The sequence below is a fragment of the Kribbella jejuensis genome, from assembly GCF_006715085.1.
Lineage (GTDB): Bacteria > Actinomycetota > Actinomycetes > Propionibacteriales > Kribbellaceae > Kribbella > Kribbella jejuensis.
On record NZ_VFMM01000001.1, the window covers coordinates 1,639,242 to 1,652,873 of the forward strand.

Consider the following 13,632-nt stretch of genomic DNA (forward strand, 5'->3'; position numbering starts at 1 on the left):
GGGGGCCCGGCCTTCTTTTTCTTCGCGCTATTCGTGCAGCAGGTCGGCGTCGTGCACGAGCAGCGCGATCTGGACGCGGTTGTTCAGGTCGAGCTTGGTCAGGATGCGCGAGACGTGCGTCTTCACGGTCGGCACGCTCAGGTAGAGCGTCGCGCTGATCTCGGCGTTCGACTTGCCCTCGCCGACCGCCACGGCGATCTCGCGTTCGCGCTCGTTCAGCTGCGCGAGCCGGGCAACCGCCTTGGACTTGCGGTTGTTCTGGCCGGTGTCGGCCACCCGGGTGATCAGCCGCTTCGTGACGGCCGGCGACAGGACGGGTTGGCCGGCCGCGATCCGGCGTACCGACTCGACGATTTCCGCGGGCGGCGTGTCCTTCAGGATGAACCCGGCCGCGCCGGCGCGGAGCGCCCGGAGTACGTGCTCGTCGGCGTCGAACGTGGTGAGGATGACGACCTCGGGCGCGCCCGGACGGCGGCGTACGGCCTCGGTCGCGGTCAGGCCGTCGGTACCGGGCATCCGGATGTCCATCAGGATCACGTCCGGCGCGAGCCGCTCGATCAGCCCGTGGATCCCGGACCCGTCGCCGGCCTCGCCGACCACCCGAATGTCCTCGGCGCCGCCCAGCATCAGCTTGAGCCCGGCACGCAGGAGTGGATCGTCGTCGACGATCAGAACCCGAATGGTCATGCGGGCCACGGTAGCCAGGCGTACAGGCGGAACTCCCCGTCGGGGGTGCGGCCGTGTTCGAGCCGGCCGTCGACGAGCGCGGCCCGTTCGCTGAGGCCCTTCAGACCTTGGCCGTCGCCGCGGCGGCGGTTCGGTGCCGGGTTCCGTAGTTCGACGGACAATCCGTTGCCCGGGGCACCGATCACGCTGATCGTGACGGGTTCGCCCGGTGCGTGTTTGACCGCGTTCGTCAGTCCTTCCTGGACGATCCGGTACGCCGTACGCCCGACGTGCTCGGGCATCGGGCCGGCCGCGTCGAGGGTCAGCTCGACCGGGATCCCCGCCTCGCGCGAACCTGCCACCAGTCCGGGCAGGTCCGAGAACGCCGGCTGCGGCAGTTCTCCGACGGGCGCCCGCAGTACGCCGATCACCTCGCGCAGGTCCTGCAACGCCTGGTGGGCGCTCGCGCGGATGATCTCCGCCGCGCCGGCCACCTCCTCCGTGGACGCGTCCGGGCGGTACGCCAGCGCGCCCGCGTGCACGCTCAGCAGCGACAACCGGTGCCCGAGTACGTCGTGCATCTCACGGGCGATCTCCTCCCGCGCCCGGAGCTGCGCCTGCTCGGCCTGCAACGTCGCCACCGTCTCGGCGCGATCGGCCCGGTCGCGCAACGTCTGCAGGAGCTGCCGGCGCGAGCGGATGTACTGACCCCAGCCGGCGAGTGCGACGTACAGGATGACGGCGATGATGAGCAGCGTCTTCCAGTCCTGCGTGTGCCGGATCCGGACGTAGACCACCGTTGCGAACAGGTTTGCCGCGAAGACCCAGATCGACGTCCGCCACGGCTTGTGCACGGCAACGGTCATGATCAGCACGAGCGTCGGCCCGGAAGCGGCATCGGAGTACATCGAGATGGCCGCGGCGAGCAGCGCGAGCTGGACCGGCCAGCGGCGACGGAACCAGAGCGTCAGGCACAGCGCCATCCCCGACCAGAAGTCGACGACGAGCAGCGGGTGCGGCACCGGATCGGACCGGCCGTCGGTGTAGGTGAACAGCGCGAGCAGGATCGCGACCACGAACGCGACACTGTCCACGACCCAGTCGCGGGTGCTGCGCTTCGGGCTCATGAGACGAATGTAGCGGTGTGTAAGCGTTCTCCGGGGGCTTCGCGGTTGTCCGGATACCGAAGTCGCGTCCTCGGCTACTTAGGTCGCCCGGTAGGTTTCCGGCATGAGTCAGCTCGCAGTCACCGTCATCGGCCCGGACCGGCCGGGCATCATCGCGGACGTCACCGAAGCCTTGGCCGGTACCGGGGTCAACCTCGAGGACTCCACGATGACGCTGCTGCGCGGCCACTTCGCGATGATGATCGTCTGCGCCGGACCGTTCGACGAGGTGAAGTCCGCGCTCGAACCGCTCCGCGGCGAGCTCGTGATCACCGTCCGGAAGATGGGCCCGGAGCACGAGCACGCGCCGATCGGGGCGCCGTACATGCTCAGCGTGCACGGCGCAGACCGCCCGGGGATCGTGGCGGCGGTGACCCGGATGATCGCGTCCGCGGGCGGTACCGTCACCGACCTGTCGACCCGGCTGAGCGGCGGGCTGTACGTCCTGACCGCCGAGGTCGAGCTGCCGCCGTCGGCCGAACTGGACACGCTGAACCGGGCGCTCGAGATCACCGCCGAGGAGCTCGGCGTGGGCGTGACGCTACGACCGGCGGAGAGCGACGAGCTGTGATCACCGATTGGTCCCCTGCACTGCTGGAGGTCCAGGGCTCGGTGCTGGACGTCGTCCGCGCACCGCACCCGGTACTCGCGACCGAGAGCGCGCCGGTCGATCCGCTCGACCCGGAGATGATCCAACTCGCCGCCGACCTGATCGCGACCATGCGCGTCTCCCCCGGCTGCGTCGGCCTCGCCGCGCCGCAGGTCGGAGTCGCGGCGCAGATGTTCTCGCTGGACGTGAGCGGTCACCCGAAGACGCGTACCTGCCACGGCGTCTTCGTACTGTGCAACGCGGTCGTCGTCGAGGCCTCCCGCAACGAGAAGGCCCGCGAGGGCTGCATGTCCGTACCGGACTTCACCGGCGACGTGAAACGCGCAACCCGGCTCACGGTCGCCGGTGTCCTCCCCGGTACGACGGAACAGGTCACGATCACCACCGACGCCTTCGAGGCCCGCGCCCTGCAACACGAGATCGACCACTGCAACGGCAAACTCTTCCTCGACCGCGTCGCCGGCGCCCACGCCGTGTACCCCCGCAAGACGTACCAGTAACGTACTCTCGTCCCCGGAGCCCGGGTGGCGGAACGGCAGACGCAGCGAGCTTAAACCTCGCGGCCCTAACAGGCATACGGGTTCGAATCCCGTCCCGGGCACAAACACCCCCCGCACGCTCCGCCGGCACTCCGTCGCTCCGCTCCTCCCGCGCCCGCTCCACGCACTCCCACCCACCCCCCGCTTAGCGCGGTCCGTGTGTTCCGGCTGCCGCCGGGGAGTTGCGGCTACCGCCGCGTATTGCCGGCTGCCGCCGGCGGATTTGCGGGCTTGCGCCCGCGCGTTCCGGGCTACCGCCCGCGAGTTCGCGCTTCCGCGCGACAAGCCGCCCGTGGCGCGGCGTACCCGACGCGAGGAGGCAACCTAAGCATCGATCCCCGCGCCGTCCACGCAGCGTCACGCCCATCAGATCTGCAATGGTCCCACCGACGGCCGCAGCCTCAAGATCACCCCACCCGCTCCATCGCTGCACCATCAACCACCAGGGGCACCGACGCCAAGCCTCCGAACTCTGACAGCGTCTCCAGGTCTTCAGGACGCGGCCGTCCAGGGCTTGAAAGCCTCCGCGCGCTTGACACCTTGCACGTCAACTTATGTCCGCCACGAGCCCGCGCGACGGAAGAGAACAGTTTTCTGAGAGATTGCGGACAGGGTGTCCTGAAGCATCGGAACGGCTAGCTCTCGGGCAATAGCGTCAAACAAGTATGCCTGCTCTGGATGCAGCTGGCTGTCGAACATTTGAGGTTTGTATCGCACCAGGGACGATGCGTAATATGTTAGCGCGTAACGGGCGAAGGCTGGCGGCATTGGGAGCATTCGAGTCTTATACAGACTGGGTGCGATCCAAGCATCGGAATCTTCAGAACTCTGCGTACCTAGGATGTCATCAATATCGAATATGATTCGGGTGGTAGATACTGGAATTGCATTCACGCCTCGAGCGTCAATTTTCCTCAGCGATTCATGAAAGGTTAACGATCGGCTGAATGCGCGACTGAGAGCGAAATGATCCCTCCAGTCTGGCGGACGCTCGACCTCTTCGAAGTTTCGGGCAAGCAACTTCCGAGTAGCATTGTTGCCGCTCGGAATACCCGGGTCCGCTATCGCGATGAGGGACCATGCCTGCTCCGCATCTCTTGCAAGCATTTGGAAGAGCCCAGAGACTTGACAAGTTCCACCGTCTACGGTGCTGAGTTGGGAGGCGATTTCAGGGATCTGGGTTAGAAGTCTTGCGACTGGCAGTCTTTCACCGATCCGAATTGTCTTGCCAAGGCGTCGTTCGTAGAGTAACCGAAAGATGCCATCCCTCACGATGAGGGCGTCGCCAGACACTGTCTTCGCCGCGGTTGGACTAAAGCTCAGGCCGTGACCGATCCGCCGATCCACGATATTGCCTGCATGCGTGTCGAGTAGTTCTGCCTTTGCGAAATTCATCATTGCGTAGTAATAGAGTAGAGCCGCTGATCTGTTCGGAACCAACTGCGCGGCTTGAAAGTTGCTTATCGCCTGTCGGGTGTAGTTCCGGAATTCACGCCAAAGGGCATTGCGTTCTGCAATTGTTCCGGGGAAACGCGCTCTGCCGACCTTGGCGATTTCAGAGTGCGTGCCGAGCGTCTCTAGGATGTAGGCAACCGACGCAGATTCGCCGACCGTCATGCCACCGGCGGTCGAAGGTGGGACTAGCACCCAATTCGAGTAAGGCCGAGCAGGACGAATAGACATACCAGGGATGCTCCCAGACTCAGCCGGATGGCGGTAGGCGGGACGACCACTGGCCACGCATCGCGAACAGCCGCTTGGCCAACTCCAGACGCCCCATCAATTCCACAGGGACTCCAGCCGGCCGCCTTCGATCGGTGTGTCAGACCGACGAACAGGCGTGATGTGTGCGGCCGATCCAGGCCCTGGGCCTAGCCACAACGCGCAACGAGATGGGAAGGGTCGGCACGCCGCCGGGCGCTGGCGGACAAGGAAGATTCTTGGAGCGAATCACCCGCAACAAGTGTGTCCTCAGCCAACTCGTCACAACGAGAAGCGGCGAAGATGCCTTGAAGATCAGGGGGTCGGCGCAGCGCGGAGTGATTCGCCGGCAAGCCCCCACCCAAAACATGGAAGAGGTCGTGGTTGCATCCGCGGTTGCAGCTCAGTCCGGTTCGGGCCAGTTCAGATGGTGCGCAGCGTGCTGGACAAGCGGTGGACGGACGCCGAGGGGCTCCGGCGGACACCGCCTGATCGAATTTAAAACCGCTGCCCTTACAGGTATACGGATTCGAATCCCGTCTCGGGCACCGTTAGCGGAACAGGCCGATGAAGTAGGCCAGGATCAGGGTGTCGAAGATGAGGGCTAGCCAGGCGAGGGTTTTGCCTCGTTCGCCGTTCCAGCGCATTGCTCTCAGGGCTTGGATGGCGAGGGTTATTGAGAGGGGCATGCAGAGGAGAGCGGTGGGGAGGGCGGCGACTGCCTTGGCGTTGATGGGGCGTTTCTGGTTCTGCTCGGTGTAGGGGCCGTGGTACGGCGGGGCGACGTACGGGTCGGGGATGTCTTGGTAGGTCGGCTGGTACGGCGGATCGTTGTACGGCGGGGCTATGAACGGGTCCGTGTAGGGCGGCTGGTACGGACCGGTGGACCATTCGAAGGGGTCGGTGGGTGGGTCGTCGGGAGGGGGTTCTGGTGGGCCGTCGAGGAGTTGGGCGTAGGCGGCGCGGCGGGTTGGATTGGTGAGGATCTCGTAGGCGCGGTTGAGTTTGGCCTGGTGGGAGGGGTCGCCGCCTACGTCGGTGTGGTGGCTGCGGGACAGCTTGCGGTAGCTGCGGCGGATTTCGTCGGCGTCGGCGTCGCGGCGTACGCCGAGGAGGGTCCAGGGGTCGGCGCCGTCCAGGTCGCGGAAGTCCCGGCTCGGGTTCATCGAGCGATGTCCGCCTGGTAGCAGACCAGGTGCCAGGCGGCGTGCTTCGGGTCGGCTCCGGCGGGCAGCGTGCGGTGCCCGGACGCGAACGTGACGGTGCGGTCGCCGGCCAGGTACAGCCACAGGTTGAGGTCTTCCTCGTTGCCGTAGTAGTACGACCGGTAGTGCTTGATCGGCTGCGACCCGAGGAACGGCGTCTGCAACCGCTGCTGCGCCTCCAGCGGAAGGTTGCCGAGGACACCGCGCATGTACGAGGTCAGCTCGAGCTGCGGTGCCGCCGGCGGCTGCTCGCCCTTTCCCCGGGACAGCAGGCGGGTCCGTGGGCGGGTCGGCAACTGCTGTACGACGGCGTGCTTGAGGCTCGACGGTACGAACGCGTCGACGTGTACGGTCTGCGTCCTCTGACCCTGCTGGTTGACCTTCGGCGTTGTCACGGCGAGCCCGTTCGTGCCGAGGACCACGGCGTACGGGCGGTCGCGCTCACGCTCGTGCCAGTCGGCCCACCACTCGACGGCGGGTCCTACCTTGCGCTCGATGTACGCCTTGACGTCGTTGGACAGCTCCGCCCACCAGTGGAACCGGTCCGGTCCCTCGATGAATCCGAGCGACCCCGCCTCGTGCGCCGCCGGAACGGCCGCTCCCTGTGAGCGCTCAACACCACCAGCAGGCCGCCGCGCGGCCGGGAAGCCCCGAGACTGCTCGGGCAGATTCTCACGACTCATGCGCGCCCGTCTGCATAGTGGAGAGCCTCCAACACCGCGGGGGGCACGGTCAACTCACCTTCGGCGTACCTGTGGACAACTCCTTCGCCCGGGTCAGCACAGCGTCGGTCATCGCCTCGGTGAGCTTGCCGGTGAAGGTGTTCTGCTGGCTCGGGTGGAAGCAGCCGAGGACCGTGACCTCGCCGTACGGCGTCAGGATCCGGTATTCGACGCCGTGCCCGAACTTCGGCCGTGGTCGCGGTACGTCGGCTCCGAGCGCGATCAGTCCCGCGAGCAGAGCGTCGTACCCGAACTTGCCGAGGCAGATGATCGCGCGGGTGCTGGGGAGTACGAGCTCGAGCTCGCTGCGATACCAAGGAGCACAGGTATCGCGCTCTGATGGCGTCGGTTTGTTCAAAGGCGGCGCGCAGCGGACGGCCGCGATCATCCGGGTCCGGATCAGCTGCAAGCCGTCGCCCGCATGTTCGCTAGTTGGTTGGTTCGCCAGTCCGACCCGGTGCAGCGCGGCGAACAGCCAGTCGCCCGAACGGTCACCGGTGAAGACGCGACCGGTCCGGTTCCCGCCGTTCGCGGCCGGGGCGAGACCGACGATGAGGATCTCCGGCTCGGCCACGCCCCAGCCCGCGATCGGCCGGCCCCAGTACGGCTGGTCCGCGAACGACTTGCGCTTGCCGACGGCAACATCTTCGCGCCACTGCACCAACCGCGGACAGGCCCGGCAGACCGACACCCGGGCGTCCAGCTCCGCGAGGTCATCGGTCGCGGCGAGCTCCACGACCTCGCCGGGATTGTGCGCCACCGGCGTGTCACTCGCCGCCGGATCCTCCGGCCAGCCCGTCCCCGGCGGCACCGGACTCTCGAACAACTCCCCCGTCAACGGATGCCGCAGCTTCATCCCACCAGGTTAGTGCGGCGGTTGGGGAGGATCGTGCACCCGATTCGGGCGAAAATCCTCCCCAACCCGGCGCGGTCAGGCAGCCAGCTTCTCTTCGGGGCGGGGGACGACGGTCGGGGGGGACAGCCGCCGGGCAGCCGGGATCGCCAGCGCCAGTACGACGGCCGCGGCGGCGAACGCGGACAGCAGGTAGAACGTCGTGGTGAAACCGGCCTCGGTCGGCAGACCTGACCGCTGGACGTGACCGGTGATGATCGAGCTGGCCAGCGCCGTACCGATCGAGCCGCCGATCGTCCGGATGTTGGCGTTCATGCCGGTGGCCACGCCGGTCTGTTCGCGCGGGACGTTCTGCACGATCAGGCTCGTCATCGCGGCGTACGCCAGGCCGAGCCCGACGCCGAACAGCGCGGTCGACAGCGCGACCTGCCACTGCGCGTCGTGGAACCGCGCGAACATCAGCGCCGCGATCAGGATCATCGACGACCCGGACACCACCTGCGTCTTCGCGCTGAACCGGGCCGCGAGCGGGCCGCTGAACGAACCGGCGACCGCCATCGTGACCAACATCGGCAGCATCAGTAGACCGGCCTGCGTCACGCTCGCACCGAAGCCGAACCCGGCCGCCTTCGGGATCTGCAGGAACTGCGGGACGAACGCGTACACCGCGAACATCGCGGCACCGAACAGCAGCGCGACCAGGTTCGTGGTCAAGACCGCCGGGCGGCGCATCATCCGCATGTCGATCAGCGGGTTCCGCGACCGGAGCTCGACCGCGATCCAGCCGGCGAACAGTACGGCGGCCAGCGCGAACAGTCCCGTCGTACGCAAGGAACCCCAGCCCCACGAGCGGCCGGTGCTCAACGGCAGCAGGAGCGCGATCAGCCATCCGGACAGGAACGTCGCGGCCAGCCAGTCGATCCGGCCGGGGACGCGGCTCGGGGACTCCGGGACGTAGCGCCGTACCAGCACGGTGGCGATCGCGACCACCGCCATCGGGATCCAGAACAGCCAGCGCCAGCCGAGCCACTCCACGATCGGGCCGGCGAGCACGATCCCGAGCCCGCCGCCGGCGGCGATGATGGCCGAGACGACGCCGACCACGGACGGGACACGCTCAGCCGGGAACTCGTCCCGGATGATGCCGAACGAGAGCGGGAACACGGCACCGCCGACGCCCTGGAAGATCCGGGCGGCGATCAGTACGCCGACGTTCGGCGCGAGGGCCGCGATCAGGCAGCCGATGGCGAGCGCGGCGAGCGCCACGAACAGCGTGCGCTCCTTGCCGGCCATGTCACCGATCCGGCCGAGCAGTGGGGTCGCCACGGAGACCGAGAGCAGCAGTGCGGTGAACACCCAGGTGACCGTGCCCGGGGTGGTGTGCAGGTCGTGCTGGATGACGGGCAGCGCCGGGCTGACCAGCGACTGCAACATGGAGAACGAGGCAACCACGGTGGCGAGGACCGCCAGCGTCACCCGTGGGTTGCCGGACCTGATGACAGGCATGCGGAAGTTCCTTCGGAACGGGAGGTGCCACGCGCCGGGACCCGGCGCGGATTTCCCCGGCCTGATAAAGTCGAGGTATGCCTCCACTATAACGGAGGGATGCCTCCGGTACAACCTGGTTAAGGTGAGCAGATGGTGAGCGAGAACAGGCCGGCGTTGCAGGTCGACGTACGGCGGCCGCAGCGGGCGGACGCGCGGCGGAACTTCGACGCGCTGCTCGCCGCCGCCCGGGACGCGTTCGCGACCAAGGGCGTGGGGGCGTCACTGGAGGACATCGCCCGCCAGGCCGGTGTCGGCATCGGCACGCTGTACCGGAACTTCCCGACCCGTCAGGACCTGCTCAACGCGGTCTACTTCGGCGAGATCGAGGAACTGTGCATCGCCGCGGACGAGGCGGCCGACCTGCCGCCGTGGGAGGCGCTGACGACCTGGTTGCAGCGCTTCGTCGGGTACGCCGCGACCAAGCGCGCGATCTGGGAGTCGCTGAACCGCGAGGCCGACAGCTTCCAGACGGCACGCGAGGCGATGTACGCGGCCGGTACGCCACTGTTCGAACGCGCCCAGGCGGCGGGCGAGGCGCGCACGGACGTCTCGTTCGACGACTTGCTGCGAATGGTCAGCGGCCTGACCGCCGCCGGCTTCGTCGACCAGGCCCAGCGTGACCGCGTCCTGGCCATCGCCCTGGACGGCGTCCGCGCTAGGTGAGGGAGAGGGCGACTCCGTCGAGGATGTCGTGTTCGGAGACCGTGAGGGTTTCGATCGGGAGGCGGTCGACCAGGCGTTGGAGGATGAGGGCGCCGGCGCCGATCACGTCGACTCTGCCGGGGTGGATGGAGTGGACCTTGGCGCGGTCCTCGTGGGTCGACTCGGTCAGCCAGGTGGTGGTGGCGCGGAGTTGAGCCTTGGTGAGGCGGGCGTGGTGTACGGCGGTTCGGTCGTACTCGGGGAGGTCGAGGGCTACCGCGGCGACGGTGGTGGCGGTGCCGGCTACCGCGATCAGGGCGCGGGCTTCGGGCAGTGGGACTGTGGTGGTGTCGAGCAGGGCGTCGATGTCGTGGGTGATGGCCGCAAGCTCGTCTACGGACGTCGGGTCGGTCGTGACGTGGCGTTCGGTCAGGCGTACCGAACCAATGTCGAGAGACTGGGCCGCTCGGACGCCGGTCGCGTCGCCGAGGACCAGTTCGGTGGAACCGCCGCCGATGTCTGTCACCAGGTACGGCGCTGGGAGGTCCAAGGCGGCGGTGGCGCCGCGGAAGCTGAGCTCGGCTTCCTCCTCACCGGAGATGATTTCCGGTCGTACGCCGAGGCGCTGTTCGATGCCGTCGAGGAAGGCGTCGCGGTTGCTGACGTCCCGGGCGGCGGAGGTCGCGACGAAGCGGATCCGGCTGACGGCCTGGGACTGAACAACAGCCGCGAAGTCCTCAGCAGCCTTGAACACCCGCGCCAGTGCCTCCGGCGCGAACGCACCCGTCGCATCCACACCCTGCCCAAGCCGCACGATCGTCATCCGACGATCCACCTCGACCAGTTGACCGTCGGCCAGGTCCGCAATCAGCAGACGGATCGAGTTCGTCCCACAGTCGATTGCGGCGACGCGGTCAGACACAGGGGCCCCGGCGGCCCCAGTCCTCGAGGGCTTGGAGGGTTTCGTCGCCTAGGGGGTTCACGCCGGGGCCGGCTGCCAGGGAGTGGCCGGCCAGGACGTGGAGGCATTTGACGCGGGTGGGCATGCCGCCCGCGGTGATGCCGGCGATTTCTTCGACGTGTTCGATCGACTCGCGGTGGGCGAGATACGACTCGTGGGCGGCCCGGTACTTCGCGGCCAGTTCGGAGTCCTCGGCGAGGCGGTCGGTCATGTCCTTCATCAGGCCCGACGACTCCAGCGTCCCGATCGCGGACGCGAGCCGCGGGCAGGTCACGTAGTACGTCGTCGGGAACGGCGTACCGTCCGGCAACCTCGGCTCGGTCTCGACCACGTCGGGGAGACCGCAGCTGCAACGGTGCGCGACCGAACGGATGCCCCGCGCGGTCCGGCCCAGCTGCTTGCTGACTGCTTCTTGGTCGGTAGGGCTGACGCTCACCGGGTCACCTTAGGCGACGGGGTGATGAGCTCCGCCGGCGTGGGCGTCGGGGTCGGCTTGGCGGCCGGCGCCGGCGGTGTGCCCGCACCCTGCACGCTCCCCCACAGCTTCGTGTACCAGGTCGGCTTCTGCGTGTCCGCCGTACCGTCCGAGGGCGCCGTCGGCTCCGGTGGGGCCCCGAGCGGCTTGCCGTCCGCGCCGATCACCCGGTACCCGACCTCGCCCGGCATCACCCAGCCGAGCCGCTGCCGCGCCTGCGCCTTCACATAAGCGTCGTCGCCCCAGCGGGTGATCTCGTCGTTCAGCTCGCCGACCCGCTTCTGCCGGTCCCGGATCTCCTGGTTCAGCGCGCTGATCTGCTGGTGCTGGTCGAACCACACCCGCAGGCTCTGCGCGTACGACACGATCAACGCGCCCAGCACGAGCAGCACAACGGCCGCCCGCCCGGTCAGGTTGCGCGACCCCCGGGTCCGCACGGGCTCGGCCGGCGTCCCCGCCGTACGGCGCTTGGGGGCCTCGCCCCGCCGGGCCGGTGGACGCGACTGGGTCCGGCTCGACGGACGCGAGCCGGGGCGTGCACCGGAATCCCGACGGGACGGCATACGGCGAACCTCCGAAAATGTCAGCCCTGGAAGCGCGGGAAGGCCGAGCGACCGGCGTACGTCGCCGCGTCGTCGAGCTCCTCCTCGATCCGGAGCAGCTGGTTGTACTTCGCGACCCGGTCGGTCCGCGCCGGAGCGCCGGACTTGATCTGGCCGCAGTTGGTCGCCACCGCGAGGTCGGCGATCGTCGTGTCCTCGGTCTCGCCGGAGCGGTGGCTCATCATGCAGGTGAAGCCGCTGCGGTGCGCCAGGTCGACGGCGTCCAGCGTCTCGGTCAGCGAGCCGATCTGGTTCACCTTGACCAGCAGGCTGTTCGCCGCCTTCTCGGTGATGCCGCGCTGCAGCCGCTCGACGTTGGTGACGAACAGGTCGTCGCCGACGATCTGGATCTTGCTCCCGAGCTGACCGGTCAGGCTCTTCCAGCCCTCCCAGTCCTCCTCGTTCAGCGGGTCCTCGATCGAGACGATCGGGTACGAGGCGACCAGGTCGGCGTAGTACGCGATCATCTCGTCGGCGGACTTCTTGCCGCCCTCGAACGCGTACACGCCGTCGGTGTGGAACTCGCTCGCCGCGACGTCCATCGCCAGCGCGATGTCCTTGCCCGGCTGCAGGCCCGCCTTCTCGATCGCGGTCAGGATCAGGTCCAGCGCGTCCCGGTTGCTCGGCAGGTCCGGCGCGAAACCGCCCTCGTCGCCGAGACCGGTGGACAGGCCGCGCTCCTTCAGCACCGCCTTCAGCGCGTGGTAGACACCCGCACCCTGCATCAGCGCCTCGCCGTACGTGGCCGCGCCGATCGGGGCAATCATGAACTCCTGCACGTCGACGTTGCTGTCCGCGTGCGCGCCGCCGTTGAGGATGTTCATCATCGGCACCGGCAGGACGTGCGCGTTCGGGCCGCCGACGTAGCGAAACAGCGGCAGGCCGGAGCTGTCCGCGGCCGCCTTCGCGACCGCCAGGCTGACGCCGAGGATCGCGTTCGCGCCGAGCTTGGCCTTGTTCGGGGTGCCGTCCAGGTCGAGGAGCGCCTGGTCGATCAGCCGCTGCTCGTGGACGTCGTACCCGACGATCTCCTTGTCGATGTCCTCGAGGATCGCGGTGACGGCCTTCTGGACGCCCTTGCCGCTGTACCGCTCCTTGTCGCCGTCGCGCAGCTCGACGGCCTCGAACTGGCCGGTGGACGCGCCCGACGGGACGGCCGCACGGGCGATGGTGTCGTCGTCGAGCAGAACCTCGACCTCGACAGTGGGGTTGCCGCGCGAGTCGAGGATCTCGCGCGCGCCGACGGCCTCGATGGTGGCCACATTGACTCCCAAGTTCTCGATGACGAATCGCTGCTGAGCCTAGTCCCCAGACCACCAGCCTCAGTGGACCGCGTCGGTCCTAACGATCGCATCCGGAGGTACCTCGCGCGTCAGTAACACTCCGTTGGGGGCCCGATAGACCTCCAAATCCCTGCAATCCACGCCCAGCAAGACTTCTACGCTCGTCCGCCGGCCGACATGACTGTCCTTCGCGGGTGCGAGATGGATGTGGGTACGACGTCCCGGCTTGAGCCCCTCTCGCCGGATTGCGGGCAGAGCGCCCCGATTGGTGCCGTGCCAGAGAAGGTCGTCGGGGTACACGCGTTCCCAACTGTTCTCCAACGCTTCACGTGTCACCGGCATGTTCTCGAGCGAATGGCCCTGGCAGGCGCGGATCCGGTCGCCGTCGACCTGCAACCGTTGTTTGTCGTTCTCGCGAACGGCCAGATCCAGGCGGTCGCGCGAGAGGTTGAGGAGTCGCAGCACGTCAGGGATCGCAGCCCAGCCGTCCGCACTCATCGTGAGACCGCGTTCACCCGCCGTGTGGCGCAGCAGCTTGGAGATCGCCCGGCTGTCGCGGCTCACGCCAGCACACCGCTACCTCTGAGCGTGGATCAGCACCACTGGGGGCCGACGACGCAGCCGGGTTGGGATGGTGTGGCGGAGGCGGGGGTTGTCCC

The 13,632-nt window shown here is 67.9% G+C and carries 15 protein-coding genes and 1 tRNA gene; 4 read left to right on the top strand and 12 right to left on the bottom strand.

From position 1 onward, the window contains the following. Window positions 1–27: 27 nt before the first annotated feature. Together FB475_RS07995 and FB475_RS08000 are read right to left on the bottom strand one after the other, a co-directional pair. Window positions 28–687, bottom strand: a complete 660-nt coding sequence (locus tag FB475_RS07995) for a response regulator (protein ID WP_141853962.1) — start codon at window positions 685–687, stop codon at window positions 28–30. After that, window positions 684–1,793 carry a sensor histidine kinase gene (locus FB475_RS08000; RefSeq protein ID WP_141853964.1) on the bottom strand — a complete coding sequence of 370 codons (1,110 nt, stop codon included), beginning with the start codon at window positions 1,791–1,793 and terminating at the stop codon, window positions 684–686. Before FB475_RS08000 ends, FB475_RS07995 begins: the two co-directional genes overlap by 4 nt. 103 nt (window positions 1,794–1,896) lie before the next feature. On the opposite strand from FB475_RS08000, the gene FB475_RS08005 reads away from it, so the two are divergent. The 3 genes from FB475_RS08005 (at window position 1,897) to FB475_RS08015 (ending at window position 3,043) form a co-directional block, all read left to right on the top strand. Next, window positions 1,897–2,403, top strand: a complete 507-nt coding sequence (locus tag FB475_RS08005) for a glycine cleavage system transcriptional repressor (protein ID WP_141853965.1) — start codon at window positions 1,897–1,899, stop codon at window positions 2,401–2,403. Then, entirely contained in the window at window positions 2,400–2,942 is a 543-nt protein-coding gene (gene def / locus FB475_RS08010; protein WP_141853967.1) for a peptide deformylase, read from the top strand. Before FB475_RS08005 ends, def begins: the two co-directional genes overlap by 4 nt. An 18-nt stretch (window positions 2,943–2,960) precedes the next feature. Further along, window positions 2,961–3,043 (top strand) — tRNA-Leu (locus tag FB475_RS08015). A gap of 490 nt (window positions 3,044–3,533) precedes the next feature. Here FB475_RS08015 and FB475_RS08020 read toward each other — a convergent pair. The 5 genes from FB475_RS08020 to FB475_RS08040 form a co-directional block, all read right to left on the bottom strand. Then, window positions 3,534–4,598, bottom strand: a complete 1,065-nt coding sequence (locus FB475_RS08020) for a YaaC family protein (protein WP_185759137.1) — start codon at window positions 4,596–4,598, stop codon at window positions 3,534–3,536. Between the two features lie 635 nt (window positions 4,599–5,233). Beyond that, window positions 5,234–5,848, bottom strand: a complete 615-nt coding sequence (locus tag FB475_RS08025; protein ID WP_141853971.1) for a DUF4190 domain-containing protein — start codon at window positions 5,846–5,848, stop codon at window positions 5,234–5,236. Next, a complete protein-coding gene (locus FB475_RS08030; protein ID WP_141853973.1) occupies window positions 5,845–6,570 on the bottom strand; it encodes a hypothetical protein in 726 nt (241 codons plus the stop codon). The genes FB475_RS08025 and FB475_RS08030 overlap by 4 nt, the downstream gene beginning before the upstream one ends. 49 nt (window positions 6,571–6,619) lie before the next feature. Beyond that, complete coding sequence (locus FB475_RS08035) at window positions 6,620–7,465, bottom strand: uracil-DNA glycosylase (protein ID WP_141853975.1); 846 nt, start codon at window positions 7,463–7,465, stop codon at window positions 6,620–6,622. Between the two features lie 75 nt (window positions 7,466–7,540). Beyond that, window positions 7,541–8,968 carry an MFS transporter gene (locus FB475_RS08040; RefSeq protein ID WP_141853977.1) on the bottom strand — a complete coding sequence of 476 codons (1,428 nt, stop codon included), beginning with the start codon at window positions 8,966–8,968 and terminating at the stop codon, window positions 7,541–7,543. A gap of 135 nt (window positions 8,969–9,103) precedes the next feature. Between FB475_RS08040 and FB475_RS08045 the strand changes: the two genes are divergently transcribed. Beyond that, window positions 9,104–9,673, top strand: coding sequence for a TetR/AcrR family transcriptional regulator (locus FB475_RS08045; protein WP_202878281.1), 570 nt, complete (start codon window positions 9,104–9,106; stop codon window positions 9,671–9,673). Here FB475_RS08045 and FB475_RS08050 read toward each other — a convergent pair. From FB475_RS08050 to FB475_RS08070, 5 genes are read right to left on the bottom strand one after another with little or no spacing between them, the layout of a single operon-like run. Beyond that, window positions 9,666–10,574, bottom strand: a complete 909-nt coding sequence (locus tag FB475_RS08050; protein WP_202878282.1) for a Ppx/GppA phosphatase family protein — start codon at window positions 10,572–10,574, stop codon at window positions 9,666–9,668. The two genes, FB475_RS08045 and FB475_RS08050, sit on opposite strands and share 8 nt — an antisense overlap. Further along, window positions 10,567–11,049 (bottom strand): DUF501 domain-containing protein, encoded by a 483-nt coding sequence (locus FB475_RS08055; protein ID WP_141853981.1) that lies wholly within the window; start codon window positions 11,047–11,049, stop codon window positions 10,567–10,569. The genes FB475_RS08050 and FB475_RS08055 overlap by 8 nt, the downstream gene beginning before the upstream one ends. Further along, complete coding sequence (locus tag FB475_RS08060) at window positions 11,046–11,651, bottom strand: FtsB family cell division protein (RefSeq protein ID WP_141853983.1); 606 nt, start codon at window positions 11,649–11,651, stop codon at window positions 11,046–11,048. Before FB475_RS08060 ends, FB475_RS08055 begins: the two co-directional genes overlap by 4 nt. 20 nt (window positions 11,652–11,671) lie before the next feature. Then, entirely contained in the window at window positions 11,672–12,952 is a 1,281-nt protein-coding gene (gene eno / locus FB475_RS08065; RefSeq protein ID WP_141853985.1) for a phosphopyruvate hydratase, read from the bottom strand. Between the two features lie 60 nt (window positions 12,953–13,012). Further along, window positions 13,013–13,537, bottom strand: coding sequence for an RNA 2'-phosphotransferase (locus FB475_RS08070; RefSeq protein WP_141853987.1), 525 nt, complete (start codon window positions 13,535–13,537; stop codon window positions 13,013–13,015). Between the last annotated feature and the right edge of the window lie 95 nt (window positions 13,538–13,632).